We start from the raw sequence: 25,646 nt of genomic DNA, 5'->3' as shown, positions 1-25,646 counted from the left end.
AGTCTTCCGTGCGTCCGCGAGATGCCGGCTCGCCGACATGGCGGCGCCCGGACTTCGCCGCGCTGCCGCTCGTGCAGGCGCTGCCGCTCGCCGTCATCGGCGGCGTGCTCCTCGCGCTGTCGTTCCCGTCGCCGGGCTGGTGGTTCCTCGCCTACCCGGCCCTCGCGTGCATGCTCCTCGCCGCGATGGGACAGCGCGCCCGCCGCGCTGCCTGGCTCGGCTACCTCTCCGGGGCGGCGTTCTGGATCCCGGCGATCTCGTGGGCCGGCCGCTACCTGGGCCCGGTCCCGTGGTTCGCGCTCGCGCTGTTCGAAGCCGCGTTCTTCGCCCTCGGCAGCGTGGCGATCGCCCTCGCGTACCGCTGGGTCACGCGCGTGCTGCCCTCGACCGCCGGAAGGGTGTGGGGCCTCCCGGCGGTCGTCGCCGCGCTGTGGACCGGACGCGAGTGGTTCTCGGGGAGCTGGCCCTACGGTGGGTTCGCCTGGGGGCGTGTCGGGCTGTCGCAGTCGCAGGGGCCGTTCACGCACCTGGCCGCGTACGTCGGGGTCCTCGGCCTGACGTTCGTCGTCGTGTACTGCACCGCGGTGGTGCTCTCGCTCGCGCTCGTGGTGCCGCGCAGTCCCGGTGTCCCACTGCGGGTGTCCGTGCGCGTGGCGTCCGCCGGCCTCCTCGTGGCCGCGGTCCTGGCCGTGCCCGCGTGGCCGACCGCGACCGACGGGACGATCCGCATCGAGTCGGTGCAGGGCAACGGACCAGCGGGGTACTTCGACGGGGCGTCCCCGGGCGAGGTCCTGGACGCGCAGGTCACCGCAACCGACGTCGCCGCGAAGGGCGTCGACCTCGTGGTGTGGCCCGAGGGATCCGCCGAGTTCGACCCGCGTCAGCAGCCGGTGATCGCGTCCGCGCTCGACTCGGTCGTCGACTCGGTCGGGGCCCCGATCGTCGCGGGCGCCATCACGCAGACGTCCTCGGGGGTGCTGCACAACACGTCGTTCGTCTGGACGGCCGGCGGGTGGCAGTCGTCCTACGACAAGAAGCGGCCCGTGCCCTTCGGTGAGTACGTGCCCGACCGCTGGTTCTTCTCGAAGCTCGCCCCGTCGCTCGTGGGGCTGCTGCAGCGCGACTACACCCCGGGCACGAAGCCGAACGTGCTCTCCGTCGCGGGGATCAGGGCGGGCGTCGCGATCTGCTTCGACATCGTCGACGACGGACTCACCACGGACATGGCGCGCGGGGGAGCGCAGGTCATCCTCGCGCAGACCAACAACGCCGACTTCGACGGCACCGACGAGAACCTGCAGCAGCTCGAGATCGCACGGATGCGCGCGATCGAGACCGGACGGTCGCTCGTCAACATCTCCACGGTCGGGGCCTCGCAGGTGATCGACCCCAGCGGCCGGACGATCGACCGCTTGCCGGCCTACACCGCGACGTCGATGGTGACCGACGTGCCGCTCGGGACCACCACCACCCCGGCGACCGTGGCCTCCGGATCGATCGCGCTCGTGCTCTCGCTCGGCGGCCTGCTCACGCTCCTCGCCTGCGCCCCGTGGTCCCGGCGCTCCGGCACCGACCGCGCCTCCCGCCGCCGTTCCTGAGCGCCGGGGCCGCCCACTGGGAACGGACTGTGAATGCGCCGGGCCGGGATTGATGCGGCGTGGGACAGTGTTGACAGGGGAGACGAGCGAGAGGAGCACACACATGGCTGATCGGAGTCTCCGCGGCATGCGGCTCGGGAGTCAGAGTCTCCAGAGCGAGGAGGGCGTCGAGCTCTCCGACCGCAAGCGCGCGGTGTACCAGACGGAATCGGGGGAGACGTTCGACATCGTCTTCTCCGCCGACGCGGACGTCCCCCAGACCTGGTCGGAGCCCCGCTCCGGTCGTGAAGGGCGCCTGCTGGGCGACGACGGCATCCCCGTCGAGGTCGCCGAAGAGGACGTGAAGGCACCCAGGACCCACTGGGACATGCTGCTCGAACGTCGCTCGCGCGAAGAGCTCGAGGAACTCCTGCAGGAGCGACTGCAGTTCCTCCGCGCGCGACGCGGCGCCTGACGCCGCCGACGAACACGACGACGCCCGTCCCGGTCTCCCGGGGCGGGCGTCGTCGTGTGTGCCCGGTCAGCGCCGGACGTCGCCGGGCTGATCCGTGCCGGGCCGACCGCCGGCCTGCGTACCGGGCTGCGCACCGGGCTGTTCGGAGCCGAACTCTTCCGCCGCGGCTTCGTCCGACGCGGCGAGGTGGGCGTCGACGCTGCGGTTCGACTCGGCCAGGCGCTCGTCGAGCTCCGACTCCGGCACGATGTCCGCCGCGGTCGCGTCCGGACGGGGGACGGAGCCCTCAGCCGCCCCGGCGGCGGTGTTGGCCAAGCTCTCGTTCGCGAGCTTGGAGATGCGCGACAGGAAGTCGGTCCCGGCGCCGCCCCCACCGGCGGGGCCACCGCCGGTGCGTCCGGTCGTGAAGCCCTTCGCGATGCCGGAGAGCGCCTCGGTGAACTCGCTCGGGATCATCCAGAGCTTGTTCGCGGTGCCCTCGGCGATCTTCGGCAGCGTCTGCAGGTACTGGTAGGACAGCAGCTTCTCGTCCGGGTCGCCCGTGTGGATGGCGTCGAAGACGGTGGCGATGGCCTGCGCCTCACCCTCGGCGCGGAGCACCTGGGCCTTCGCATCACCCTCGGCCTGCAGGATCGCGGCCTGCCGCTGGCCCTCGGCCTCGAGGATCTGCGACTGCTTGGTGCCCTCGGCCTGCAGGATCGCGGCACGACGGCTGCGCTCGGCACGCAGCTGCTGTTCCATGGCGTCCTGGATGGACACGGGCGGCTCGATCGCCTTGAGCTCGACACGACCGACGCGGATGCCCCACTTGCCGGTCGCCTCGTCGAGCACGACGCGGAGCTGGCCGTTGATGTTGTCGCGGCTGGTCAGCGCCTCTTCCAGGTTCAGGCCACCGACGACGTTGCGGAGCGTGGTGGTGGTGAGCTGCTCGACCGCGCCGAGGTAGTTCGCGATCTCGTAGGTCGCGGCACGGGCGTCGGTGACCTGGAAGTAGACGACCGTGTCGATCGACACCACCAGGTTGTCCTCCGTGATCACCGGCTGCGGCGGGAACGACACGACCTGCTCGCGCATGTCGAGCAGCGGGCGGAGACGGTCGATGAACGGCACCAGGAGGTTCAACCCCGGGTTGAGGGTCTTGTGGTACTTCCCGAGCCGTTCGACGATGCCCGCGGTCGCCTGCGGCACGATGCGGATCGCGCGGGACAGGACGACGATCACGAAGATGACGACGATCAGGATGAGGACGAGCAGAGCGATCGTCCCGGCTGAGATGGTCACGAGGTGGCCCTTTCTCCGAGGCGGACGACGGCTGTCGACCCCTCGATCGACTCGACGACCACGGGGGTCCCGAGCGGCGGTGTGCGGTCGGTGGAGTCGGCGGAGATGCGAGCGCTCCAGGTCTCACCGTTGGCCAGGCGGACCTGACCGGGGGCCGACGAGGTGAAGGCCACGGCGACGGTGCCGGGCAGTCCGATGAGACCCTCGACGTTGGTGCGGTGCGGGTCGGCGCTGCGGCCGAGCGCCGTCAGCAGCCGCGGTCGCACGAGCGACAGCAACAGCAGGGCGACGGCTGCGGCGATGATGGCCGAGAGCCACCACGGGGCGCCGAGGAGCGCCGCGATCAGCCCGCCGGCCGCGCCCGCCGCGAGCATGATGAAGATGAAGTCGAGGGTGAAGATCTCGACCACGCCCAGCAAGAGCACCAGTCCGATCCAGACGACGGTCTGCATCCAATCGATCCCGTTCACGCGATCTCCCTCCCTCGGTCGCGCGCGGCGGCTCGCTGCGTCGCGACGGCCGGTCCAACTCCGTTCAACATATCAAGTCCGCCGCTCGCCCGCTCGGGTGATTGGTAGGCTCGACGGCGGCCGACCCGCCGAACAGACCTGGAGAACACGACTGTGAGCAACCCCCTCGCCCCCGGATCCCTCGCCGACACGCGCGCCCTCGTCACCGGGTCGTCCCGTGGCATCGGCGCCGACACGGTCGGGTACCTGGCCGAGGCCGGTGCCAAGGTCGTCGTGAACTACCGCAACAAGGCCAAGCGGGCCGAACAGATCGCCGAGAAGGTCGTCGCCGCGGGCGGTTCGGCACTGGCGGTCGGCGCGGACCTCACCGACCACGACTCCGTGCAGGCCATGGTGGACACCGTCGTGCAGGAGTGGGGCGGCATCGACCTGCTCGTCCTGAACGCGTCGGGCGGCATGGAGTCCGGTCTCGGCGAGGACTACGCGCTGCGCCTCAACCGCGACGCCCAGGTCGACATGCTCCAGACCGCCGTGCCGCACATGCCGGCGGGTTCGCGCGTCGTCTTCGTCACGAGCCACCAGGCCCACTTCGTCGAGACGGCCGAGACGATGGACGAGTACGTGCCGGTCGCCAAGAGCAAGCGCGCCGGCGAGCTCGCGCTCCGCGAGCTCATCCCGCAGCTCGAGGCGGCGGGCATCGAGTTCGTCGTCGTCTCCGGCGACATGATCGAGGGCACGATCACCGCGACGCTCCTGAACCGCCTCAACCCGGGCGCGATCGAGGGCCGCCGGCAGGAGGTCGGCAAGCTCTACAGCGTGTCGGAGTTCGCCGCCGAGATCGCCCTCGCCGCCGTGGAGCCGATCCCGGCCGACCACACCAAGCTGGTCGGCGACGTCAGCGGCTTCACGCAGTAGCGTCGGTCGGGTGACTGCGAAGCCAGGCCTGCGCCGAACCTCCCGGATCATCCTGCTCGACCCCGACGGACGCGTGTTCCTGATGGACACGAGGTCGCCCTCGTCGGACGGCGCGCACCGCTGGATCACCCCGGGCGGTGGCGTCGACCCGGGGGAGGACCACCGCGACGCCGCGATCCGGGAACTCCGCGAAGAGACCGGCATCGTGATCGACGATCCCGGCGAACCCGTGTGGTCGTGGGACTTCACGGTCGAGTGGGACCTCGCCGACCACGACCGCGGGCACGCGGAGTTCTACCTGGTCCGGACGCCCGGGTTCGTGCTGTCCGACGCCGAGTGGACCGAGGACGAGCAGGTCGACATCCTGCAGTCGCGCTGGTGGACGGCCGAGGAGCTCGACGCCACCGACGAACCGTTCGAACCCGCCGAGCTGCCGGACCTCGTCCGCCGCCACACCGCGGTCTGACGATCGTCGGTACCGGCCGGTAGCCTGATCGACATGCATACCACTGCCGAGCACGCCGCCGACAGCCACGACCGCATCCGGGTGCGGGGTGCGCGCGAGAACAACCTGCGGAACGTCGACGTGGACCTCCCGAAGCGTCGGCTGACGGTCTTCACGGGCGTGTCCGGCTCGGGCAAGAGCTCGCTGGTGTTCGCGACCGTGGCGGCGGAGTCGCAGCGGATGATCAACGAGACGTACAGCGCCTTCGTGCAGGGGTTCATGCCGTCGCTCGCGCGCCCGGACGTCGACGTGCTCGACGGCCTCACGACGGCGATCGTCGTCGACCAGGAACGCATCGGCGCCGATCCCCGCTCGACCGTCGGCACGGTCACGGACGCCAACGCGATGTTGCGCGTGCTGTTCAGCCGGCTCGGTACGCCGCACGTCGGCGGTCCCAACGCGTTCTCGTTCAACCTCGCGACCGTGACCGCCGGTGGCGCGATCACGGTGCAGAAGGGGAAGGACGCCAAGGCCGAGAAGGTGTCCTTCTCGCGGCTCGGCGGGATGTGCGCTGACTGCGAGGGCCGCGGCACCGTCACCGACATCGACCTCACGCAGCTGTTCGACGACGCGAAGTCGCTCGCCGACGGGGCGATCACGATCCCCGGGTACGGCACCGACGGGTGGAACGTCCGGATGTTCGCCGAGTCCGGGTACTTCGACAAGGACACGCCGATCCGCGACTTCACCGAGACCGAGCGCCAGGACTTCCTGTACCGCGAGCCGACGAAGCGGAAGATCGCCGGCATCAACATGACGTACGAGGGGCTCGTGCCGCGGGTCCGCCGGTCCTTCCTGCAGAAGGACCGCGAAGCGATGCAGCCGCACATCCGTGCCTTCGTGGACCGTGCTGTCACGTTCACCACGTGCCCGGCCTGTGACGGGACCCGGCTGAACGAGACCGCGCGTTCGTCGAAGATCGCCGGCAAGAGCATCGCCGACGTCTGCTCGATGCAGATCAGCGACCTCGCCGCCTGGCTGCACGGGCTGGACGAACCGAGCGTCGGTCCACTGCTCGAGGGGCTGCGCGACGCGGTCGACTCGTTCGTCGAGATCGGTCTCGGCTACCTGTCCCTCGACCGCCCCACGGGCACGCTGTCCGGTGGTGAGGGACAACGCGTCAAGATGGTGAAGCACCTCGGCTCTTCCCTCAGCGACGTCACCTACGTGTTCGACGAGCCGAGCACGGGCCTCCACCCGCACGACATCGAGCGGATGAACGGGCTGTTGCTGCGCCTCCGCGACAAGGGCAACACCGTCCTCGTCGTCGAGCACAAGCCGGAGGTCATCGCGATCGCGGACCACGCCGTGGACCTCGGCCCCGGCGCAGGCACGCACGGCGGGACGCTGTGCTACGAGGGCCCCGTCGAGGGGCTCCGGCGCAGCGGCACGGTCACCGGGAAGCACCTCGACGACCGGGTGTCGATCAAGGCCGAGGTGCGGCAGCGCACCGGCGTCATCGAGATCCGCGGCGCCCACGCCCACAACCTGCAGGGCATCGACGTCGACGTCCCGACGGGGGTGCTCACGGTCGTGACCGGTGTCGCGGGGTCCGGCAAGAGCACGCTCATCCACGGCTCGCTGTCGCCGCGCGAGGACGTCGTCGCGATCGACCAGGGCGCGATCCGCGGCTCTCGCCGCAGCAACCCGGCGACGTACACGGGCCTGCTCGAGCCGATCCGGAAGGCCTTCGCGAAGGCGAACGGCGTCAAGCCGGCACTGTTCAGCGCGAACTCCGAGGGCGCTTGCCCGGTCTGCAACGGCGCCGGGGTGATCTACACCGACCTCGGGATGATGGCCGGCATCGCGACGCCGTGCGCCGAGTGCGACGGCAAGCGGTTCGACCAGTCGGTGCTCGAGTACCGGCTCGGTGGGAAGGACATCAGCGAGGTGCTCGCGATGCCCGTGGCCGAGGCGGAGCAGTTCTTCGCAGCGGGGGAGACGAAGATCCCCGCGGCGCACGCGATCCTCTCGCGGCTCGTCGACGTCGGACTCGGGTACCTGACGATCGGGCAGCCCCTGACGACGCTGTCCGGCGGTGAACGGCAGCGTCTCAAGCTCGCGACGCGCCTGGGCGAGCCCGGGGGAGTGATCGTCCTCGACGAGCCGACGACGGGCCTGCACCTGGCCGACGTCGAGCAGCTCCTCGGTCTGCTGGACCGCATGGTCGAGGCCGGTCGGTCGGTCGTCGTCATCGAGCACCACCAGGCCGTGATGGCGCACGCGGACTGGATCATCGACCTCGGCCCCGGTGCCGGGCACGACGGCGGGCGGGTCGTGTTCGAAGGGACGCCCGCCCAACTCGTCGCTGCACGGTCGACGCTGACGGGGGAACACCTCGCGGCCTACGTCGGAGCCTGAGCCGGGCGACAGCTCCGAGGCGCGGATCTGAACGTCCGCTGGTCGAACGGTCTACGGTCACGAGTGACGCTCATGCATTGGCTAACCGGCCCGCGGCTGCCCGGCCGCCCAGCGAGCGTCCGGACCGAAGGAGCTCTCATGTCCAACCAGACCGGTGGACCGAACTACCCCGCAGCGAACACCCCGGGCGCCGCGCCGGCGAACACGAGCGGTGGGCTCGCGATCGCGAGTCTCGTGCTCGGCATCGTGGGCGTCATCGGCGGGATCTTCCTCGCGATCATCGGGATCGTCGCCGGCATCATCGGACTCGTGCTCGGGATCCTCGCCCGTCGCCGCGGGATGAGCCGCGGGATCGTCCTCGGCGGCATCATCCTGTCCGCGATCGCGATCGTGATCGGGATCGTCGGCTACATCTTCACGGGGATCATCCTGTCGCAGTCGTGACGGCGACAGGTCGCGGACCGGAGGCGCGTGGCGGCACCGCCACGCGCCTCCCGTCCGTCCCGGGTGCCCGTCCTGCGGACCGCCGGACGCCCGCCCAGGCCGGCCCGCGTAGCGTCCGGCGCATGACGTACAGCCAGCCAGATCCTGCCGAGGAGACCACCCAGAGCGCGGAGCCGGAGCAGCCGGACACGGATCGCGAGGACCTCGAGGAGCGCGACGACGAACAGGCCGCGCTCGAGGTCGACGCGGACGACGTGCCGGCCGACGGCGAGGACCCGGCGGCCGACGAGGAGTCCTGAGGAACGAGCGCGGCTCGGTGCCTCGGATCAGCGGGCCGAGGCAGCCGTTGCGTCGCGCGACCGTCCGAGGAGTTGCCGGAGGACGCCGACGTCGACGTCCGTCAGGCGTGTGAGGTAGAGGCACGCCTTGCTCGCGCGGTGCTTGCCGAGGCGCGCCATGAGGTCGGGCCAGCGATCGGCGAAGTCGTCGACGAGGTAGACGGTGTGGCGGGCCGCCCCCGGCGCGAACGCGAGCAGGGGAGCCCGGCCGCCGTGTCCCGAGGCGTACCGGTACTCGTGCTCGCCGAACCCGATGATGCGGCCGGCCCAGACGACGGGATCTGCGCCGCTGACCTCGGCGTGCAGGGCGAGCAGCTCGTCCGCTTCGGCTCGACGAGGCCCGGTCGCGCGGTCGAGGACGACGTCGATCGGTTCGCCGGTCGGGCGCATCGCGGGTGCCTGGGTCATGGTCGCTCCTCGGTGTCTCTCGGCTCCTCAGCGGCTGGAGCGGCTGAAATGCATGATATCAAGCGGCGCGGCCGGGTCGCCGGTCGATGGTGGGGGCGCAGCGTTCAGAGCATCTCGGAGACGAGTGTTTCGATGCGTGCCTTGATGTCGTCGCGGATGGGGCGGACCTGTTCGAGGGGAAGTCCGGCCGGGTCGGCCAGGTCCCAGTCCTCGTAGCGCTTGCCGGGGAAGATCGGGCAGGCGTCCCCGCACCCCATCGTGATCACGACGTCGGCGGTGCGGACCGCGTCGACGGTGAGGATGCGCGGTTGGACGCCGGCGATGTCGATGCCGTCCTCGGCCATCGCAGCGACGGCGACCGCGTTGATCTGGTCGGCCGGTTCGGAGCCGGCGGAGAACACGTCGATGCGTCCGCGGGCGAGGTGGCGAAGGTAGCCAGCCGCCATCTGGGAGCGGCCCGCGTTGTGCACGCAGACGAACAGGACGGTGGGCTTCTGGTCGGTCATGGGGTCCTCGGTGTCGAACGGTGGGATGGTGAGGTCCGCCCCTGGTGCACTCAGGGGCGGGCTGGGGGAGTCAGCAGCAGTCCGAGCCGCAGCAGTCCTGCTGCAGCTCCGGCGGGCAGCCGAGCTCGTCGCAGAGCGTGTCCACGATCCCTCCTTTCATCGATGAGTGTCGATGTAAGGGTGACCCAATACATCGACGATTGTCAATGGATGTGAGAGGATCGGGACATGTCGACCACCGAGCTGCTGCCCATCCGGGACCTGCAGGCCTGCTGCTCGCCGGTGACCGGTGACGTCATCAGCGCCGAGCACGCGGAGAGCCTCGCGAGGACACTGAAGGCCCTTGCCGATCCGGCGCGGCTCCGCCTGCTGTCGATGGTCGCCGCTCACGAGCATGCCGAGGCGTGCGTCTGCGACCTCACCGGGCCGCTCGAACTCTCGCAAGGGACGGTGTCGCATCACCTCAAGGTGCTCGTCGATGCGGGGTTCCTGACCCGGTCCAAGCGGGGCACCTGGGCCTACTACGCGATCGTCGACGGTTCGCTCGACGCTGTCGCGGGGCTGATCGCACAGCCGTAGCGGCACGGGTGGAAGCCTCGGGAAGCCTCTGCTGTCAGGCGCCGATAATGCATATTATGTCAACTCGCATCTGCGAAACACCGAGCCGCTCTGGCGGCCTTGGCCCCTCCCCTCTAGCATCGCCGACGTGAGCGTCGTGCGGCGTTCGGAACCGGCGGTGTTCGATGCGGAAGCTCGTCCTGAAGATGTCGATGTCCGTCGACGGCCACGTGGCGGCTGCTCGTGCGGACTCCGACTGGATGTTCCGTGCCGCGAGTCCGGACTCTGCGGCCTGGGTGCTCGACACGATCCGGAACGCGGGCGTGCACGCGTTCGGCCGACGGACGTTCGAGTCGGTGGCCGGGTTCTGGGCGAACGGCACGACCCCGATGGCGGACGCGATGAACCGCATCCCGAAGGTGGTGTTCACGCGACAGCCGTCGTACGACCCCGCCGTGGTCGACCTCGGGGGTTCGGGCTCCCCCGGGCCGCCACCTGGACCGGAGCGCGGGCCGCCAGCGGTGACCTGGCCGAGGAAGTCGACCGACTGCGCGCCGAGGAGGGCGAGTACGTGCTCGCCCAGGGCGGGACGGACTTCTGCCGGAGCCTCGTGCGGGCCGACCTGGTCGACGAGTACCGCCTGGTCGTGCTCCCGGTGGCGCTCGGCGTGGGCGACGGCATCTTCTCCGGTCTCCCGGACGAGCTCGACCTCGAACTGGTCAGCTCGACGGTGTTCGAGGGCGGAGCGAAGGCCGACGTGTACCGGCCGCGGCGCTGAGGACGCGCGTCAGGACACGGCGACCGTCATGCCGGCCGATGTCGGCGGCCCGTCCATCGCGACGATCGCCTCTGGCAGGTCCTCGAAGTCGATCGTCCGTCCGATCGACTCGGCCGGCCGGAGTCGCCCGGCCACGACGTCGTCGAGCAACGCGGCGTACTCCCCCACGGAGATCCCGTGGCTGCCGAGCAGCTCGAGTTCGTCCGCGATCACGCGTCCCATCGGGATGGCGGGCGCCGCCTCGTCGTCGAGGAGCAGGCCGACCTGCACGTGTCGGCCCCGCGGGCGCAGGGACGCCACGGCGGCGACCGAGGTCGCCCGGCTACCGAACGCGTCGACGGAGAGGTGCGCTCCGCCGCCCGTGATCGTCCGGACGGCATCCACGGCCCGCTCGTCCATCGGGACGGTCTCCGCTCCGAGGGCCTCGGCACGTGCGAGCGCGGCCGGCGAGATGTCCGAGGCGACGACCCGGGCACCGGCGGCGACCGCGACGAGGACGGTGGAGAGCCCGACTCCCCCGCAGCCGAACACGGCGACCCACTCCCCGCCGGCCACCCGACCCCGGGCGTGCAGCGCGTGGTACGCCGTTCCGAACCGGCAGCCGAGGCCGGCTGCCTCGACGAACCCGACGGCGTCCGGCAGCGCGACGAGGTTCACATCGGCGTGCGGCACGACCACGGCCTCGGCGTACGAGCCCGGCAGGGTGAAGCCGGGCTGCTGCTGGCGGGTGCAGACCTGGGTGGCGCCGGCGAGGCACTCGTCGCACGTTCCGCACGCGAACACGAACGGCGCCGTGACCCGGTCGCCCACGGCGAACCGGGCCACACGGGACCCGACCGCAGCGACGACCCCGGCGAACTCGTGGCCAGGGACGTGCGGCAGCCGGACCGTGTCGTCGTGGCCCTTCCAGGCGTGCCAGTCGCTCCGGCAGACCCCGGTGGCGACGACCCGGACGACGACGCCGTCCTCGGGGGCAACGGGGTCGGGGACCTCGACGATCGACGGCACGGACCCGAACGAGGTGTACTGCACAGCGCGCATCCCGTCATCCTGACAGACCAGCGATGCCGGACGGCGACGCAGTCCCGCGCCTCCGGGAGCCGACGTTCCGGACCGGCACCGCGCCTCCAGGCCATGACCGTCGGATCGGCCGTTGCCCCCGCGGCGCCACGACCGCTTGACTGGACGGATGGACGGACTGCGCTTCTCCGATGACCCCGGCGACCTCGACGTCGCCCGTGTGCACCGCTGGCTGAGCGAGCAGTCCTACTGGGCACGCGGCCGCGACCGAGCGACGCAGGACGCGATCATCGCCGGCTCTCGCAACTTCGGCGTCTACGACGACGCGACCGGAGACCAGCTCGGGTACGCGCGGGTGGTCACCGACGGGGTGACCTTCGGCTGGCTCGCCGACGTGTTCGTCGACCCGGCCGCCCGCGGGCGCGGTGTCGGCGTCGCCCTCGTGCGGGGCGTGACCGAGGCGATCGAGCCACTGGGACTGAAGCGGTTCGCGCTCTTCACCGCCGACGCTCAGGGGCTGTACGAGCGCTTCGGGTTCCGTCCGCTCCCCGATGCGGACGGCTGGATGATGCGGCCGGGACCGGGCTTCGGCGCCGACGTCCACGACTGAGCAGCGTCCGGCGCCCTGCCGGACGGGGAGCAGAGCGACCAGCGCGCTGCCGGACGGGGAGCAGCACTTCCCGGTGGACCGGACACGGGGCGCACCCGACGGCGGGCGCGGGAGGAGGCACCATGTCCGTCCGTCGGAAGACGACCGCCTGCGGGGTGCTGCTCGCACTGACCCTCGTCGTCGCCGGGTGCGCCAGCGGGATCCAGCCGCGGGACGACTCGGAGGTCGACTACTCCCTGGACGCCCGTCTCTCCGGCACGCTCGACACGATGAGGTTCGGGCTCGGCGACGACGTGCACGTGCAGATGGCGCAGGGCGCGCTCGACACGCGGGCGTTCCTGTCCACCCTGGCCGCAGACGAGGGCATCACGACCACCGGCACCAAGGGCTGACGCGCGCTGGTGGCGGTGGAGCCGACCAGCGGACGGACGGGAGGCGCGTGACGGCTCCGCCCCGCGCCTCCCGTCCGTCCCCCGTTCAGTACGCGATCACGCCGTCCCGGTCGTGGAACTGTCCGGTCGGCCCGTCCGGGCCGATCGACGCCAGGGCGACGGTCGCGTCCGTACCCTCGGTCACGGTCTGGTGTCCACCGAACCCGTTGAACTCCGTCGCCGTGTACCCGGGGTCGCTCGCGTTCACCCGGAACCCCGGCAGGTTCTTCGCGTACTGCACGGTCAGCGCGATGAGCGCCGCCTTCGACGCCGCGTACGGCACCGCGGGCACCGGGTACTCGTCCCGTCCGGGCGTGGTCAGCCAGCGTGGGAACCCGACCCCGGAGGCGACGTTCACGATGACCGGGTTGGCCGATTCACGGAGCAGCGGCAGCGCGGCCTGCGTCACGCGGACCACGCCGGTGACGTTCGTGTCGAGCACGGCGCTGATCGCCGCGGCGTCGAGGTCGTCCACCCCGAAGGAGGTCCCGAGGATCCCCGCGTTGTTCACGAGGACGTCGAGCTCCGGGATCGTCGCGATCGCCCGGTCGATGCTGTCCTGCTCGGTGACGTCCAGCTGCACGACGTGGGCGCCGAGCGCGCGGGCGTCGTCTCCCCCGGCGGTGTCGCGCATCCCGGCGTACACGGTGTGCCCCGCGTCGATCAGGCGTCGGACGGTCTCGAGGCCGAGACTGCGGTTGGCTCCGGTGATGAGTGTCGTCGTCATGCACCCAGCCTGCGCGCTCCTGGCTGGCTCCCCCAGGCCCCGCACGACGGTGGGACCGCCAGTACCAGGGAAGCCGGGAGGCGCGGGGCGAGGATGGTGGACGTGAGCGAGTTCGCGAGTGTGCTGCGTTCCTGGCGCGACCGGGTGCGTCCGGAGGAGGTCGGCCTGCCGGCCGGACCCGGCCGACGCACCCCCGGCCTCCGCCGTGAGGAGCTCGCCGCGCTCGCCGGAGTGAGCGTCGACTACGTCGTCCGCCTCGAACAGGGCCGGGCGACGAACCCCTCGCCGCAGCTCCTCGGCGCCCTCGCGACCGCACTGCGGTTGTCCGAGGAGGAGCGGGACCACCTCTGCCGCGTCGCCGGTTCGGCTCCGCCATCGCACCGGGTCGTGCCCAGGCACATCACCCCGGGTGTGCAGCGCATCGTCGACCGGCTCGGTGACGTCCCGCTCGCCGTGTTCAGCGCGGCCCACGACATCGTCCTCTGGAACGACCTCTGGGCGGCCCTCACCGGTGACCCGAGCCGGTGGACGGGCATCGACCGGAACCTCGTCTGGCAGCACTTCGTGCACGGCCACGACGGCATCGAGTGGGACGCCGTCCACGAGGAGGAGTTCTCGAGCGACCTCGCCGCCGACCTCCGCACGGCGGTCGGACGCTACCCCGCCGACCGAGAACTCGCCGAACTCGTGGCCCGGCTGCGGCGCGAGTCGCCGGAGTTCGAACGGCGGTGGGACACCGGCCGGGTCGCCGTACACCGTGCGAGCCGGAAGCGCGTGCACTCCCCCGTGGGGCCGATCGAGGTCGACTGCGACGTCCTCACCGTCCCCGGCGGCGACCTGCGCGTCGTCGTCTACACGGCGGCGCCCGGCACGGAGGACGCCGCGAAGCTCGACCTGCTGCGGGTCACCGGGCTGCAGGACCTCGCGCCGTCGTCATCCCCGACATCATGACCGCGGCGTGATCGCGCCCGTCAGCCGCCGGTCGTTTGATCGGCGGCCTCTGCTGCTCGGCCGATGGCGTCGCCGATGGATCGCATGGCAGCGCTGAGGACCTTGAAGTGATGGGGTTCGACCGCCTCGCGGAACACGTGCCGGTAGAAGACGCTGACCTCGTGGGCTGCTTGCACCCCGGTCTCCGCGAGCTCGAGGACGGAGCTCCGTCGGTCATCCGGGTTGGGAACCCGGGTGAGCAGGCCCGCCGCTTCCATTCGATCGATCAGGTTCGTGGTCGCCCCGGTGGAGAGCTGCAGGTGCTCGGCCAGCGCCTTCGGCATGCTCCCCGGGTTCCGCGACAGGTACACGAGCGCCCGGAGGTCGGTCTTCCCGATACCCAGCCTGCTGGAGAGGACCCCGATCACCTGCGAGTTCTGGTGCTCCAGCGCAGCGAACGCAGAAACGGCCTCCAGGAGGGGCGGCTCGTTCACCGCCGTCGCCGCGAGGGCCGTCATCACCGGGGGGAACGTCATGTGAGTGCCTCAACTCTGCAAGGTCCGCTCGGACCTCGAGCCACTTCAGTGTGACACTTCACGATCGCAGAGGCATTCCCCCGCTCTGGGGGCATCCGCCACCTTTCGAGTATCTCGGCCCTGAAGTAACTTCACTGCTGGACGAGAACGAGCGGGTTGCCGATGTCAGGCCGAGCTCCGGGTCCTTCTGCCGCTCCGCGTCGCGGGCGGCGTCCACGTGCCGTTCAACCACCGGCGCTCGAAAGGGAACACCACCATGAAGAAGCCCTCTGCCCGCATGCGCACGCTCCTGGGGTTCGGCGCCGCGCCGCTCGCGATCGTCATCGCGGGCGGCCTGGTCTGGCACTCCTCGTACGCCGCCTTCACGGCCACCACCCGGAACGCCGGAGACTCCTGGTCCGCCGGATCCGTCGCACTCACGGACGACGACAAGGGCGCCGCGGCGTTCAGCGTCACCAACCTCGTCCCGGGCGACACCGGCACCAAGTGCATCGTCGTGACCTCCAACGCGAACGTGCCCGGCGAGGTGCGCGACTACGCCGCGAACCTCAGCTCGACCACCGGGCTGTCCGAGCACATCCAGTTCAAGGTCGAGGTCGGCACGGGCGGCTCGTTCAACGACTGCACCGGGTTCACGCCGGACGGCTCGACCGCGACGTTCGCTCCGCTCTCCACGGTCGCGTCGGCCTCGCACAACTACGACACCGGCAGCCACCCCTGGGACACCGACGGCACCTCCGAGTCCCGCTCGTACCGGGTGACCTGGCAGTTCAACACGGACGGGATGACCCAGCAGCAGATCGACTCCCTGCAGGGCTCGACGGTCAGCGCCGACGTGGTGTGGGAGTTCCGCAGCACCAGCTCGAGCGCCAGCTGACGCGGGACCGACACACCGTGAGTACCCACGCATCCGCCCCGCAGCACCGCGCCGGACCAGCCGTGCTCGGTCGGCGGGGCGGGTGGGGTGGACTCCTCCTCGTCACGACGGCACGGGCGTACCTGACGTTCGTCGCCGCCCTCGCCACCATCGCCTTCCTCCCGGCCCTGTTCGGCTGGACGGGTTCCGTCGTCCAGACCGGGTCCATGGAGCCCCGGATCAGCCCGGGCGACGTCGTGCTGACGACACCGCTGCCCGCGACGAGCCCGCTCCCGGTGGGGCGCGTCATCACCTTCCGCACCGAGGGTGAACTCGTCGTCCACCGGCTCGTGCACGTCGACCCCGACAACTCGCTCGTGACGAAAGGGGACGCGAACCCCGACGTCGACTCGTGGCGCGTCACCCGTCACGACATCACCGGACAAGCCCGACTCCTCGTCCCCTACGCGGGACTCCCGGTCCTCTGGCTCAGCCACGGCAACACCGTCGCGTTCATCACCTGGGCAGCGCTGACCCTCGCCGCGATCGTCCTCGCCGCCTTCTCTTCCCGCACCCCCGAGGAGGACGACACGACGAACGATCCGGACCCGGGACCGCGCATGCGGGAGACGACGACTCCGAGTCCCGTCTCGCGGACGAGGGCGACCGGTCACCAGGCGGCTCGGGTGTCCAGGATCGCGATCGGCGCAGCAGCGGTCGTGGCCATCGGCCTCGCCTCCCCGGGGATCGCCCACGCACAGGGCTTCTTCACCGAGCAGACCCGCGCCACCGCATCGTGGACGACGAAGGCGTACGCACCCATCGCCGTCGGTTCCATGGCCGGGTACGCGGCGGTGGCGAACACCTCCGTCACCGACGGATCGCTCCTGTTCCACTTCTCGACCGCGTACGGGTCCGTCGCGACGTCGCCCGGCAGCACCGTCTCCGGCGTCACCGTCAGCGGCTCCACGGAACGCAACACCGCCGCCGCGGCCCGCGCCATGGCGTCCGCGACCGCCGCCCGCAGCGCCCTGAACGAGCGCCCCACGAGCCGAACGCTCAACCCCTCGCTCTCGGGCACCCTCAACGGCGGCGTCTACACCTCGACCACCGGTGCGTTCAGCGTCCCGGGCACCCTCGTCCTCGACGCGAAGGGTGACAGCTCCGCACGGTTCGTGTTCCGCACGAGCTCCGCCCTCACCATGGCCGAGGGCGCCAAGATCGTCCTCGCCAACGGAGCGAAGCCTTCCAACGTCTGGTGGATCGTCGGAACCACCGCCACCCTCGGAACCAACACCACCATCTTCGGCGCCGCGACCGCCCCGGTCGGCAACTACCTCGTCAACGGCGCGGCCAGCCTCCGTGGCGCCGACCTCACCGGACGCGTCGTGTCCTACACGAACACCATCACCCTCTCCGCATCGACCATCACCCCCACCGACTGACGCCCGGGCGTTCGCCGGGCACAGCAGCCGGCGTCAAGCAGAGGTGAACACCAGCGAGGCGTTCTGCCCGCCGAACCCGAACGAGTTGTTGAGCGCCGTCCGGACCGGTGCCGTCCGGGCCGTCCCCGCCACCACGTCGAGCTCGATCGCCGGGTCGAGGCGCTCGAGGTTCAGCGTCGGCGGCACGACCCCGGTCTCGACCGCGCGGACCGCGAGGATCGACTCGACAGCTCCGGCAGCGCCGAACATGTGCCCGATGGCGCCCTTCGGCGCCGTGACGAGCGCTCCGGTCCCCACCGCTCGGGCGATCGCCGCGGCCTCGCCGGCGTCGCCGACCGGGGTGCCGGTCGCGTGGGCGTTGACGTGGTCGACGTCCGCGCCGGTGAGCCCGGCCATCCGGATCGCTGCCGTCATCGCGCGCTCCTGCTCGCTGCCGTCGGCGAGGGGTGCCGTGATGTGGAACGCGTCCGAGGTGATGCCCCACCCCGCGAGCGTCCCGTGCGACCGCTGCGCCCGGGCGGCGGCGTGGTCGGCCCGTTCGAGCACGACGATCCCGGCGCCCTCGCCGAGCACGAACCCGCGGCGGTCGACGTCGAACGGCCGCGAGAGCGTCGTCGGGTCGTCGTCGCCGGGCTTGGCGAGTGCCTGGGACTGCGCGAAGGAGGCCATCGTGACCGGAGTCACGGCGGCCTCGGTCCCGCCGGCGATGACGACGTCGGCCTCCCCCGTGGTGATGAGCCGCGCGGCCGTCGCGATGGCCTCGGCCCCGGACGCGCACGCCGACACGGTCGTGTACGCGCCCGCCCGTGCTCCGAACGCGATGCTGATCTGCGCGGCGGCGCCGTTGGCCATGAGCATCGGCACCGCCCGGGGCGACACCCGTCGGGCGCCGGAGGCCCCGAGCACGTCGTGGGCGTCGAGGAGCGTCTCCACTCCCCCGATGCCCGTGCCGACGACCACCGCGAGCCGGTCGCCCTCGACCGTCGGTGCGCCGGCATCCGCCCAGGCCTCGTCGGCGGCGACGAGCGCGAGCTGCTGGCTGCGGTCCAGCCGGTTCGCCCGCACTCGGCCGAGCGCGGTGTCGGCGTCGAGCGCGGCGTCGGCGCCGACCCGGATCGGGACCTGCTCCCAGAACGAGCCGGACCGTTCGAGGACGTGCACGCCCGAGCGGCCTGCGACGAGGGCGTCCCAGAGCGCGCCCACGCCGTGCCCGAACGGGGAGACCGCGCCGTAGCCGGTGATCGAGATGTCCACGGAAGACTCCTTCTTGTACGTTGAACAAGTGGAGTTGTACCACGTACAATTCCGTCATGGCAACCACGACCGACGGCCCGGGGACCGCGCGGGGGGCGGCGACCCGCGCGAGGATCCTCGCCGCGACCGCGGGCCTGCTCAGCAGCCACGACAGCGAGCACCGGTCCGTCACCGTCAGCGAGATCGCCCGCGCGGCGGGCGTCTACCCGAACCAGATCACGCACCACTACGGCTCGAAGGACCGCCTCGTCCTCGACGCCGCGTTCGCGCTGTTCCTCCGCGACACCACACGACTGCAGGCCGCGGGGCGCCGGGCCACCAGCGCGGAGGCGTTCCGACAGGTCCTCGCCCGGACCGCGCTCGCGATGCCGTCCACGCCGTTGGTCGTCCGGGCGCTCGCTGCCGCCGGCGACGACGCGGGCCAGCGCGAACGGGTACGCCTGCTGCTGGCGGTGCTGTTCCGGCAGTCGGAGCGCTACCTCGAACGCGTCGTCACCGAGCACGGGTGGACGAGCCGGAGCGGGGTCGGACGGGACGCCCGGACCTTCTGGAGCGCGGTCTTCGGCGCCACGCTCCTCGCCGATGCCGGGGTCACCGGCGGTCCCTCCGACCTCGACCTCGCCGGGACCGTGTCCATCGACTGACCCGTGTCCCGGTCCCGGGGATCAGCCGTGCGCCGTCCAGAGCTCCCCGGCGCGGTCCGCCCCACGGCGGATCAGCGCGGCGAGCTCCGCCCGGTCCGGCACCGGGAACGCCACGTACGCCCCGCGCCCGCCGGCCACGGGACGCCCGTACGCCTTTGCAGCGAGCGTGCGGTCGGGCAGCATGCGGACGGTGATGGTCTCGAGTTCGAACTCCTCGCCGCGCCGCTCGTCACGCCACCGGAGTTCCTCGGGCACGGTCACGGTGATCGCCATCGCGCCCACCACCACGTCGCCCGCGGAGTCGATCGGCTGCGCCATCAGCCGTGCCGGATCACTCGCCGAAGCCGGACCGGACGAGCGCGGCGAGTGCCTCGACGGCCTCCCCTGCGCCGGGACCGGTGGCCTCGATCGTGACCGACGCTCCCTTCGGCAGTGCCAGCGCCATGATCGCGAGCAGGCTCTTCGCGTCCACGCCGTTCACCCGGACGGACGCCTCGTACTTCGCGGCGGTCTTCACGAACTCCGCCGCGGGACGGGCGTGCAGCCCGCTCTCGTTGACGAGCTCGAGGGTCTGGGACGCGGCCGCGTCGTCGACGGAGCCGGTCTCGGGGACCGGCGCCGCGCCTCCAGGCTCGTCACCGGACGCGACCTCGGACGCGTCGGCGGACGCGGCAGCGGCCAGGACGGTGTCCACGTCGCCACCGGTCTGCGCGGCGACGGCCGCGGCGACCGCACCCTCCACCAGCGGAGCCTGCGACACGTGGACCCGAGCCCGCACGTCGTCGTCGAGGAAGTCGAGCGCCGTGTCGGTCGTCAGGTACGCGGAACCGAGGTCGCACAGGACGACCACGGCGTCTGCGTCGGCGAGTTCCTCGATGCCGGCCGTGACGGCCTCGAACGAGGTGCCGATCCCGCCGTCGTCGGTCCCCCCGGCCGCCACGAGCGGGACGTCGGCGGCCATCTGCCGGGCCAGCTCCACCGTGCCGGTCGCGATCGCCGCGCTGTGCGAGACGATCAGGATGCCGACGGTCACGCGGCGTCCACGGCCGCGCGGAGGATGTACACGGTCGACTGCGCACCCGGGTCGCGGTGCCCGACGGCACGCTCCCCGAGGTAGCTCGCCCGGCCCTTGTGCGCCACGAGCGGGTCGGTCGACTCCGCACCGGTGACGGCGGCGTCGGCGGCGGCTGCGAGCACCTGTTCGGGACTCTCACCGGCGCCGGCCGCGGCAGCGGCCGCCTCGACCGCGGGCGACCACGCGTCGACCATCGTCTTGTCGCCGACCGCCGCCTTGCCGCGGGAGACGATGCCGTCACGCGCCGCGGTCAGGACGGCGACGAGGGTGTCGGCGTCGAGCTCCGCCGTGTCGCCCGCGGCCTGCGCGGCCTTGAGGTACGCCGTCCCGAACAGTGGACCGGCAGCGCCGCCGACCGTCGAGATGAGCTTCGTCGCGATGACCTTGAACACGGCTCCCGGGGTGTCGAAGGACCCGGCGTCGACGGCTTCGAGCACGGCGCGGAAGCCGCGGTCGAGGTTCTCGCCGTGGTCCCCGTCGCCGATCTCCCGGTCGAGCGTGACGAGCTCGGCCCGGTGCTCGTCGATCGTCGCGGCGGTGCGTCGGACCCAGTCGATGGCCCATGCGGTGTCGAGCGCCAATTCGTGTTCCTTCCTGGAGGGTGGGCGGTGGTCAGCGTCCCCAGCGCAGTGCCGGGGTCTCCACCGGTGCATCCCAGAGGGCGGTGAGTTCGTCGTCGAGCACCGTGACGGTGAGCGAGAACCCCTGCATCTCGAGGGATGTCACGTAGTCGCCGACCAGGCTACGCGCGACCTCGTACCCGCGGTCGGCGAGCACCTCGGCGGCGCGTCGGTAGACGATGTAGAGCTCCGAGAGCGGCGTGCCGCCCATGCCGTTCACGAGGAGCAGGAGCTTCGACCCGGTGGGAGCGTCGAGGTCGGTGAGGATCGGCTCGAGCACGCGGTCGACGAGCTGGTCGGCCGGTGCCATCGGGATGCGTTCGCGTCCGGGCTCGCCGTGGATGCCGATGCCGAGCTCGACCTCGTCGTCGGCGAGCGTGAAGGACGGCTCGCCCGCGTGCGGCACGGTGCCGGAGCTCAGTGCGAGACCCATCGACCGCGTGACGTCGTTGACGTGCCGGGCGACCGCGGCCACCGCGTCGAGGTCGTCACCGCGCTCGGCGGCGGCGCCGGCGCACTTCTCGACGATGACGGTGCCGGCGACGCCGCGACGGCCCGCGGTGTACAGCGAGTCCTGCACGGCGACGTCGTCGTCGACGACCACGGACTCGACGCGGACGTCGTCCATCCCGGCGAGCTCGGCGGCGGTCTCGAAGTTGAGGACGTCGCCGGTGTAGTTCTTCACGATGTGGAGCACGCCCGCTCCCCCGTCGACGGCCTTCGTGGCGGCGACGATCGGGTCCGGCGTGGGGCTCGTGAACACCGGCCCGGGGACGGCGGCGTCGAGCATGCCGTACCCGACGAAGCCGGCGTGCAGCGGTTCGTGGCCGCTGCCGCCGCCGCTGACGATGCCGACCTTGCCGGAGACGGGGGCGTCCGCGCGGTGGATGTGGATCGGGTCCTCGACGAGCACGACGTGCCCGGCGTGCGCGAGGGCGAACCCGCGGACGGTCTCGTCGACGACGGCCTGCGGATCGTTGATGAGCTTCTTCATGCTGACCTCCACGGAGTGCGGGGTGATCGCGAGGCAGCACACCGCCGTCGTCGACCGGAGTGGGATCAATCTACAACGGACGCACGCTCAGTCGTTCGAGGTCGGTGCACGTTCGTGCAGTCCGGCCCGGGCGGTGCGGGTGCGAGGAGCACCCGGGTGCACAGCACCTCTGCACGTTCGTGCACTTTCCCGCAGTTCCCTCACGAACACATCGCCCACCGCAGAGCAGCGTCACTATGCTCGGCCTCAATCACTCAACGGGGAGTGCCGGCGCAGCACCACCGGACCCCCACGATCACGCACTGGAGGTCACCGATGGACGGCATCGGCGTCAATTTCCTCTCCGAGCTCGTCGGCACGGCGATGCTCATCATCCTGGGTGGCGGTGTCGTCGCCGCTGTCTCACTGACGAAGTCGAAGGGCTTCGGAGCCGGGTTCCTCATGGTCACGGTCGGTTGGGGCTTCGCGGTCTTCGCCGGCGTCACCGTGGCGTACAAGTCCGGCGGCCAGCTCAACCCCGCGGTGAGCCTCGCGCAGGCCATCCTCGGCAACATCACCGTCGGTGAGATGTTCCTCTACTGGCTCGCCCAGCTGATCGGCGCGATCATCGGTGCCGTCATCGTCTGGCTCGCGTACAAGCAGCACTTCGACGAGGAGCCGGACGCAGCGGCGAAGCTGGGTGTCTTCTCGACCGGACCGGCGATCCGCACGTACGGGTGGAACCTCGTCACCGAGATCATCGGCACCTTCGTCCTCGTCTTCGTCGTGATCGCCTTCACCAACGGCAAGACCCCGGCCGAGCTCGGCGCGATCCCGGTCGCGTTCCTCGTGATCGCGATCGGCGTCAGCCTCGGTGGTCCGACCGGCTACGCCATCAACCCCGCACGTGACCTCGGGCCGCGCATCGCGCACGCCTTCCTGCCGATCAGGGGGAAGGGCTCGAGCGACTGGGCCTACGCCTGGGTCCCCGTCGTGGGCCCGCTCATCGGCGGCGCCCTCGCGGCCGGGCTCTCGTACGCCCTCCTCCCCCTCGCTTCCTGACCACCATCACCTCGTCAACCCGAGCAACACCGTAAGGAGCACCAATGGCCGACTACATCGTCGCCATCGACCAGGGCACCACCTCGACCCGAGCGATCGTCTTCGACCACTCCGGCTCGATCGTCTCCGTCGGACAGAAGGAGCACGAGCAGATCTTCCCGCGTGCCGGGTGGGTCGAGCACGACCCGATCGAGATCTGGGACAACACGCGTGAGGTCATCGGCCAGGCGCTGTCCCGCGCCGACATCACCCGCCACGACGTCGCGGCGGTCGGCATCACCAACCAGCGCGAGACCGCGGTGGTCTGGGACAAGAACACCGGCAAGCCGGTCTACAACGCGATCGTCTGGCAGGACACCCGCACGCAGTCCATCGTCGACAAGCTCGCCGACGGCGACACGGACCGCTACAAGTCCGTTGTCGGCCTCCCGCTCGCCACGTACTTCGCCGGCACGAAGATCGTCTGGATCCTCGAGAACGTCGAGGGTGCGCGCGAGAAGGCCGAGGCCGGTGACCTGCTGTTCGGCACGACCGACACCTGGGTCCTCTGGAACCTGACGGGCGGCGTCGACGGCGGCGTGCACAAGACCGACGTGACGAACGCGTCCCGCACGCTGTTCATGGACCTCGAGACGCTCGAGTGGCGCGACGACATCCTCGGCGACTTCGGTGTCCCGAAGTCGATGCTCCCGGAGATCGTCAGCTCCTCCGAGGTCTACGGCAACGTCGAGTCGTCGAGCCTGCTCCGCGAGGTGCCGATCGCCGGCATCCTGGGCGACCAGCAGGCCGCGACGTTCGGCCAGGCGGCGTTCGACCAGGGCGAGTCGAAGAACACCTACGGCACCGGCAACTTCCTCATCTTCAACACGGGCACGGAGATCGTCCGCTCGGAGAACGGGCTGCTCACCACCGTCGGCTACAAGCTCGGCGACCAGGAGACCCACTACGCCCTCGAGGGTTCGATCGCCGTCACGGGCTCGCTCATCCAGTGGCTCCGCGACAACCTCGGCTTGATCGGCAGCGCCCCGGAGGTCGAGGCGCTCGCCAAGACCGTCGAGGACAACGGCGGCGTGTACTTCGTGCCGGCGTTCTCGGGCCTCTTCGCCCCGTACTGGCGTCCGGACGCACGCGGCGCGATCGTCGGCCTGACGCGCTACGTCAACAAGGGCCACATCGCGCGTGCGGCACTCGAGGCGACGGCGCTGCAGACCCGCGAGGTCCTCGACGCCGTCAACGCGGACTCCGGCGTGGACCTCACCGAGCTGAAGGTGGACGGCGGCATGACCGCGAACAACGAGCTCATGCAGTTCCAGGCCGACATCCTCAACGTGCCGGTGGTGCGTCCGGTGGTCGCCGAGACGACCGCGCTCGGCGCCGCCTACGCGGCGGGCCTCGCGGTCGGGTTCTGGGCGAACCTCGACGAGCTCCGTGCCAACTGGCAGGAGGACAAGCGCTGGGAGCCGCAGCTCGACGACGCCGAGCGCGACCGCACCCTCCGCCTCTGGAAGAAGGCCGTCACGAAGACCTTCGACTGGGTCGACGAGGACGTGCAGTAACAAGCACTGACGGATCCGCCTGGAGGCGCGGTGCCGGTCCCCGAGACCGGCACCGCGCGTCCCGTGCGTGCGCCCCGTCGCCCCGCCCCTGACCCCGCAAAACGCAACGTCGGCGGTTTCGCGCAGCGGTATGTCGCTGCGAGTAGCCGCCTTCCTGGCGTTTTGCGGAGGGCCGGCGTCAGGCGGCGGCGGGAGCCGCGCCGATCCAGTCGGCGAGCTTGCGGGCCGCGGCACCGGAGTCGATGGCGTCCGCCGCGACGACGAGCTGCTCGCGGAAGCGCTGCAGGATCGGGCGGTCGGCCTCGCCCGGGTCCTGCGCGAGGCGGAAGGACACCAGCCCGGCGGCTGCGTTGAGCAGCACGATGTCGCGGACCGGGCCGCCGTCTCCCGCGAGGACGCGGTGCACGACGCCCGCGTTGTGCACCGGGTCGCCGCCGAGGAGGTCCTCGATGCGCGCGCGCGGGATGCCGAGGTCGCGCGGGTCGAGGTCGTGCTCGATGACACGTCCGCCGGAGACCTCCCAGATGTGGCTGTGGCCCGTCGTGGTGAGCTCGTCGAGGCCGTCGTCGCCGCGGAACACGAGCGCCGTGGCGCCTCGGGTCTGGAAGACGCCCGTGATGATGGGCACGAGGTCGAGCTGGGCGACCCCGACGGCGTTCGCCTCGCACCGGGCCGGGTTGACGAGCGGCCCGAGGAAGTTGAACACGGTCGGGACGCCGATCTCCCGTCGCACCGCGCTCGCGTGCGCGAAGCCCGGGTGGAACGCACTCGCGAAGGCGAAGGTGAGTCCGACACGCCGGAAGGTCTCGGCGACACGCGCGGCGTCCATCGTGAGGTCGAGGCCGAGTGCGGCGAGGACGTCGCTCGAGCCGGACTTCGACGAGCTGGCCTTGTTGCCGTGCTTGACGACGGGCACGCCGGCGGCGGCGATCACGATGGCGGACATCGTCGAGACGTTCACGGTGCCGACGACGTCACCGCCGGTCCCGACGATGTCGAGCGCCATGGGATCGACGTCCAGCGGGACCGCGGCGTCGAGGATCGCGTCGCGGAAGCCGACGACCTCGTCCACCGTCTCGCCCTTCGCCCGGAGCGCGACGACGAAGGCCGCGATCTGCGCCGGAGTGGCCTGCCCTGCCACGATCTCCTGCATGGCCCATGTGGACTGGCTGATCGAGAGGTCCTCGCGCGCCATGAGCGCGCTGATCACCGAGGGCCATGAGAGTGCGTCGAGCATGGGTCGATCGTAGTGAATTCGAGAGACCCGCCAGTCTCCTGCGAAAACACTGTC

At 71.2% G+C, this 25,646-nt stretch carries 30 protein-coding genes and 1 pseudogene; 18 read left to right on the top strand and 13 right to left on the bottom strand.

The features are described 5' to 3' along the window. Positions 1-8 precede the first annotated feature (8 nt). Positions 9-1,598 (top strand): apolipoprotein N-acyltransferase, encoded by a 1,590-nt coding sequence (gene lnt, locus HP507_RS04455; protein WP_175350641.1) that lies wholly within the window; start codon positions 9-11, stop codon positions 1,596-1,598. A gap of 103 nt (positions 1,599-1,701) precedes the next feature. Next, the gene (locus HP507_RS04450) at positions 1,702-2,052 is read left to right on the top strand and encodes an RNA polymerase-binding protein RbpA (protein ID WP_070419007.1); all 351 of its coding nucleotides are present in this window, start codon (positions 1,702-1,704) and stop codon (positions 2,050-2,052) included. A 66-nt stretch (positions 2,053-2,118) separates the two neighbouring features. Here the strand turns inward: HP507_RS04450 and HP507_RS04445 are convergent, their stop codons facing one another. Both HP507_RS04445 and HP507_RS04440 read right to left on the bottom strand, forming a co-directional pair. Further along, positions 2,119-3,333: an SPFH domain-containing protein gene (locus tag HP507_RS04445; protein ID WP_271207014.1), complete on the bottom strand. Its 1,215-nt coding sequence runs from the start codon at positions 3,331-3,333 to the stop codon at positions 2,119-2,121. Further along, the gene (locus tag HP507_RS04440; RefSeq protein WP_271207015.1) at positions 3,330-3,803 is read right to left on the bottom strand and encodes an NfeD family protein; all 474 of its coding nucleotides are present in this window, start codon (positions 3,801-3,803) and stop codon (positions 3,330-3,332) included. Before HP507_RS04440 ends, HP507_RS04445 begins: the two co-directional genes overlap by 4 nt. 153 nt (positions 3,804-3,956) lie before the next feature. Between HP507_RS04440 and HP507_RS04435 the strand changes: the two genes are divergently transcribed. The 5 genes from HP507_RS04435 (at position 3,957) to HP507_RS04415 (ending at position 8,327) form a co-directional block, all read left to right on the top strand. Further along, positions 3,957-4,718: an SDR family oxidoreductase gene (locus HP507_RS04435; RefSeq protein WP_175350640.1), complete on the top strand. Its 762-nt coding sequence runs from the start codon at positions 3,957-3,959 to the stop codon at positions 4,716-4,718. Positions 4,719-4,728: 10 nt separating this feature from the next. After that, positions 4,729-5,184 carry an NUDIX hydrolase gene (locus HP507_RS04430; protein ID WP_175350639.1) on the top strand — a complete coding sequence of 152 codons (456 nt, stop codon included), beginning with the start codon at positions 4,729-4,731 and terminating at the stop codon, positions 5,182-5,184. A gap of 33 nt (positions 5,185-5,217) precedes the next feature. Then, positions 5,218-7,584 carry an ATP-binding cassette domain-containing protein gene (locus tag HP507_RS04425; protein WP_175350638.1) on the top strand — a complete coding sequence of 789 codons (2,367 nt, stop codon included), beginning with the start codon at positions 5,218-5,220 and terminating at the stop codon, positions 7,582-7,584. A gap of 138 nt (positions 7,585-7,722) precedes the next feature. Then, positions 7,723-8,028, top strand: a complete 306-nt coding sequence (locus HP507_RS04420; protein WP_175350637.1) for a hypothetical protein — start codon at positions 7,723-7,725, stop codon at positions 8,026-8,028. Positions 8,029-8,150: 122 nt separating this feature from the next. Next, positions 8,151-8,327: a hypothetical protein gene (locus HP507_RS04415; protein WP_175350636.1), complete on the top strand. Its 177-nt coding sequence runs from the start codon at positions 8,151-8,153 to the stop codon at positions 8,325-8,327. Positions 8,328-8,354: 27 nt separating this feature from the next. Here the strand turns inward: HP507_RS04415 and HP507_RS04410 are convergent, their stop codons facing one another. Next, positions 8,355-8,774 carry a DUF1801 domain-containing protein gene (locus tag HP507_RS04410; RefSeq protein WP_175350635.1) on the bottom strand — a complete coding sequence of 140 codons (420 nt, stop codon included), beginning with the start codon at positions 8,772-8,774 and terminating at the stop codon, positions 8,355-8,357. Between the two features lie 104 nt (positions 8,775-8,878). Next, the gene (locus tag HP507_RS04405; RefSeq protein WP_175350634.1) at positions 8,879-9,280 is read right to left on the bottom strand and encodes an arsenate reductase ArsC; all 402 of its coding nucleotides are present in this window, start codon (positions 9,278-9,280) and stop codon (positions 8,879-8,881) included. 228 nt (positions 9,281-9,508) lie between these two features. On the opposite strand from HP507_RS04405, the gene HP507_RS04400 reads away from it, so the two are divergent. The 3 genes and pseudogenes from HP507_RS04400 (at position 9,509) to HP507_RS18315 (ending at position 10,616) form a co-directional block, all read left to right on the top strand. Then, a complete protein-coding gene (locus HP507_RS04400; protein WP_175350633.1) occupies positions 9,509-9,859 on the top strand; it encodes an ArsR/SmtB family transcription factor in 351 nt (116 codons plus the stop codon). A 164-nt stretch (positions 9,860-10,023) separates the two neighbouring features. Continuing rightward, a pseudogene (locus HP507_RS18510) lies at positions 10,024-10,230 on the top strand (dihydrofolate reductase family protein); the annotation flags it as partial. Continuing rightward, entirely contained in the window at positions 10,131-10,616 is a 486-nt protein-coding gene (locus HP507_RS18315) for a dihydrofolate reductase family protein (protein WP_376984375.1), read from the top strand. The pseudogene HP507_RS18510 and the gene HP507_RS18315, both read left to right, overlap by 100 nt. A 9-nt stretch (positions 10,617-10,625) precedes the next feature. Here the strand turns inward: HP507_RS18315 and HP507_RS04385 are convergent, their stop codons facing one another. Then, entirely contained in the window at positions 10,626-11,657 is a 1,032-nt protein-coding gene (locus HP507_RS04385; protein WP_175350632.1) for an alcohol dehydrogenase catalytic domain-containing protein, read from the bottom strand. Between the two features lie 148 nt (positions 11,658-11,805). On the opposite strand from HP507_RS04385, the gene HP507_RS04380 reads away from it, so the two are divergent. Further along, on the top strand, positions 11,806-12,246 hold the full coding sequence (locus tag HP507_RS04380) for a GNAT family N-acetyltransferase (RefSeq protein WP_175350631.1): 441 nt from the start codon (positions 11,806-11,808) through the stop codon (positions 12,244-12,246). Between the two features lie 122 nt (positions 12,247-12,368). After that, entirely contained in the window at positions 12,369-12,638 is a 270-nt protein-coding gene (locus HP507_RS04375; RefSeq protein WP_175350630.1) for a hypothetical protein, read from the top strand. A gap of 85 nt (positions 12,639-12,723) precedes the next feature. Here the strand turns inward: HP507_RS04375 and HP507_RS04370 are convergent, their stop codons facing one another. Further along, positions 12,724-13,404: an SDR family NAD(P)-dependent oxidoreductase gene (locus tag HP507_RS04370; protein WP_175350629.1), complete on the bottom strand. Its 681-nt coding sequence runs from the start codon at positions 13,402-13,404 to the stop codon at positions 12,724-12,726. A 93-nt stretch (positions 13,405-13,497) separates the two neighbouring features. Between HP507_RS04370 and HP507_RS04365 the strand changes: the two genes are divergently transcribed. Further along, positions 13,498-14,355, top strand: coding sequence for a helix-turn-helix transcriptional regulator (locus HP507_RS04365; RefSeq protein WP_175350628.1), 858 nt, complete (start codon positions 13,498-13,500; stop codon positions 14,353-14,355). Positions 14,356-14,375: 20 nt separating this feature from the next. Here the strand turns inward: HP507_RS04365 and HP507_RS04360 are convergent, their stop codons facing one another. Then, on the bottom strand, positions 14,376-14,870 hold the full coding sequence (locus HP507_RS04360) for a MarR family winged helix-turn-helix transcriptional regulator (protein WP_175350627.1): 495 nt from the start codon (positions 14,868-14,870) through the stop codon (positions 14,376-14,378). A gap of 256 nt (positions 14,871-15,126) precedes the next feature. On the opposite strand from HP507_RS04360, the gene HP507_RS04355 reads away from it, so the two are divergent. Together HP507_RS04355 and HP507_RS04350 are read left to right on the top strand one after the other, a co-directional pair. Further along, positions 15,127-15,747, top strand: coding sequence for a hypothetical protein (locus tag HP507_RS04355; RefSeq protein WP_175350626.1), 621 nt, complete (start codon positions 15,127-15,129; stop codon positions 15,745-15,747). Between the two features lie 17 nt (positions 15,748-15,764). Next, complete coding sequence (locus HP507_RS04350) at positions 15,765-17,171, top strand: signal peptidase I (protein WP_175350625.1); 1,407 nt, start codon at positions 15,765-15,767, stop codon at positions 17,169-17,171. A gap of 33 nt (positions 17,172-17,204) precedes the next feature. Here the strand turns inward: HP507_RS04350 and HP507_RS04345 are convergent, their stop codons facing one another. After that, entirely contained in the window at positions 17,205-18,425 is a 1,221-nt protein-coding gene (locus HP507_RS04345) for a beta-ketoacyl-[acyl-carrier-protein] synthase family protein (protein WP_175350624.1), read from the bottom strand. Positions 18,426-18,481: 56 nt separating this feature from the next. Here HP507_RS04345 and HP507_RS04340 point away from each other — a divergent pair, with 56 nt between their 5' ends. Continuing rightward, positions 18,482-19,069 (top strand): TetR/AcrR family transcriptional regulator, encoded by a 588-nt coding sequence (locus HP507_RS04340; protein WP_175350623.1) that lies wholly within the window; start codon positions 18,482-18,484, stop codon positions 19,067-19,069. 21 nt (positions 19,070-19,090) lie between these two features. On the opposite strand, the gene HP507_RS04335 is transcribed toward HP507_RS04340, so the two are convergent. The 4 genes from HP507_RS04335 to dhaK are packed head-to-tail and all read right to left on the bottom strand — an operon-like array spanning position 19,091 to position 21,758. Beyond that, positions 19,091-19,387 (bottom strand): hypothetical protein, encoded by a 297-nt coding sequence (locus HP507_RS04335; protein WP_175350622.1) that lies wholly within the window; start codon positions 19,385-19,387, stop codon positions 19,091-19,093. 13 nt (positions 19,388-19,400) lie between these two features. Then, positions 19,401-20,102 carry a dihydroxyacetone kinase phosphoryl donor subunit DhaM gene (gene dhaM / locus HP507_RS04330; RefSeq protein ID WP_175350621.1) on the bottom strand — a complete coding sequence of 234 codons (702 nt, stop codon included), beginning with the start codon at positions 20,100-20,102 and terminating at the stop codon, positions 19,401-19,403. Next, the gene (dhaL, locus tag HP507_RS04325; protein ID WP_175350620.1) at positions 20,099-20,725 is read right to left on the bottom strand and encodes a dihydroxyacetone kinase subunit DhaL; all 627 of its coding nucleotides are present in this window, start codon (positions 20,723-20,725) and stop codon (positions 20,099-20,101) included. Before dhaL ends, dhaM begins: the two co-directional genes overlap by 4 nt. A gap of 31 nt (positions 20,726-20,756) precedes the next feature. Next, entirely contained in the window at positions 20,757-21,758 is a 1,002-nt protein-coding gene (gene dhaK / locus HP507_RS04320; protein WP_175350619.1) for a dihydroxyacetone kinase subunit DhaK, read from the bottom strand. A 315-nt stretch (positions 21,759-22,073) separates the two neighbouring features. Here dhaK and HP507_RS04315 point away from each other — a divergent pair, with 315 nt between their 5' ends. Both HP507_RS04315 and glpK read left to right on the top strand, forming a co-directional pair. Further along, on the top strand, positions 22,074-22,799 hold the full coding sequence (locus HP507_RS04315) for an MIP/aquaporin family protein (protein WP_175350618.1): 726 nt from the start codon (positions 22,074-22,076) through the stop codon (positions 22,797-22,799). A gap of 44 nt (positions 22,800-22,843) precedes the next feature. Beyond that, the gene (gene glpK / locus HP507_RS04310) at positions 22,844-24,355 is read left to right on the top strand and encodes a glycerol kinase GlpK (protein ID WP_175350617.1); all 1,512 of its coding nucleotides are present in this window, start codon (positions 22,844-22,846) and stop codon (positions 24,353-24,355) included. A 178-nt stretch (positions 24,356-24,533) separates the two neighbouring features. Here glpK and trpD read toward each other — a convergent pair whose 3' ends face one another. Beyond that, complete coding sequence (trpD, locus tag HP507_RS04305; protein WP_175350616.1) at positions 24,534-25,592, bottom strand: anthranilate phosphoribosyltransferase; 1,059 nt, start codon at positions 25,590-25,592, stop codon at positions 24,534-24,536. Between the last annotated feature and the right edge of the window lie 54 nt (positions 25,593-25,646).

Source organism: Curtobacterium pusillum, from assembly GCF_013359865.1.
Lineage (GTDB): Bacteria > Actinomycetota > Actinomycetes > Actinomycetales > Microbacteriaceae > Curtobacterium > Curtobacterium pusillum.
The sequence above is the reverse complement of the archived record's forward strand: the minus strand, read 5'-3'. Positions and strand labels throughout refer to the sequence as shown.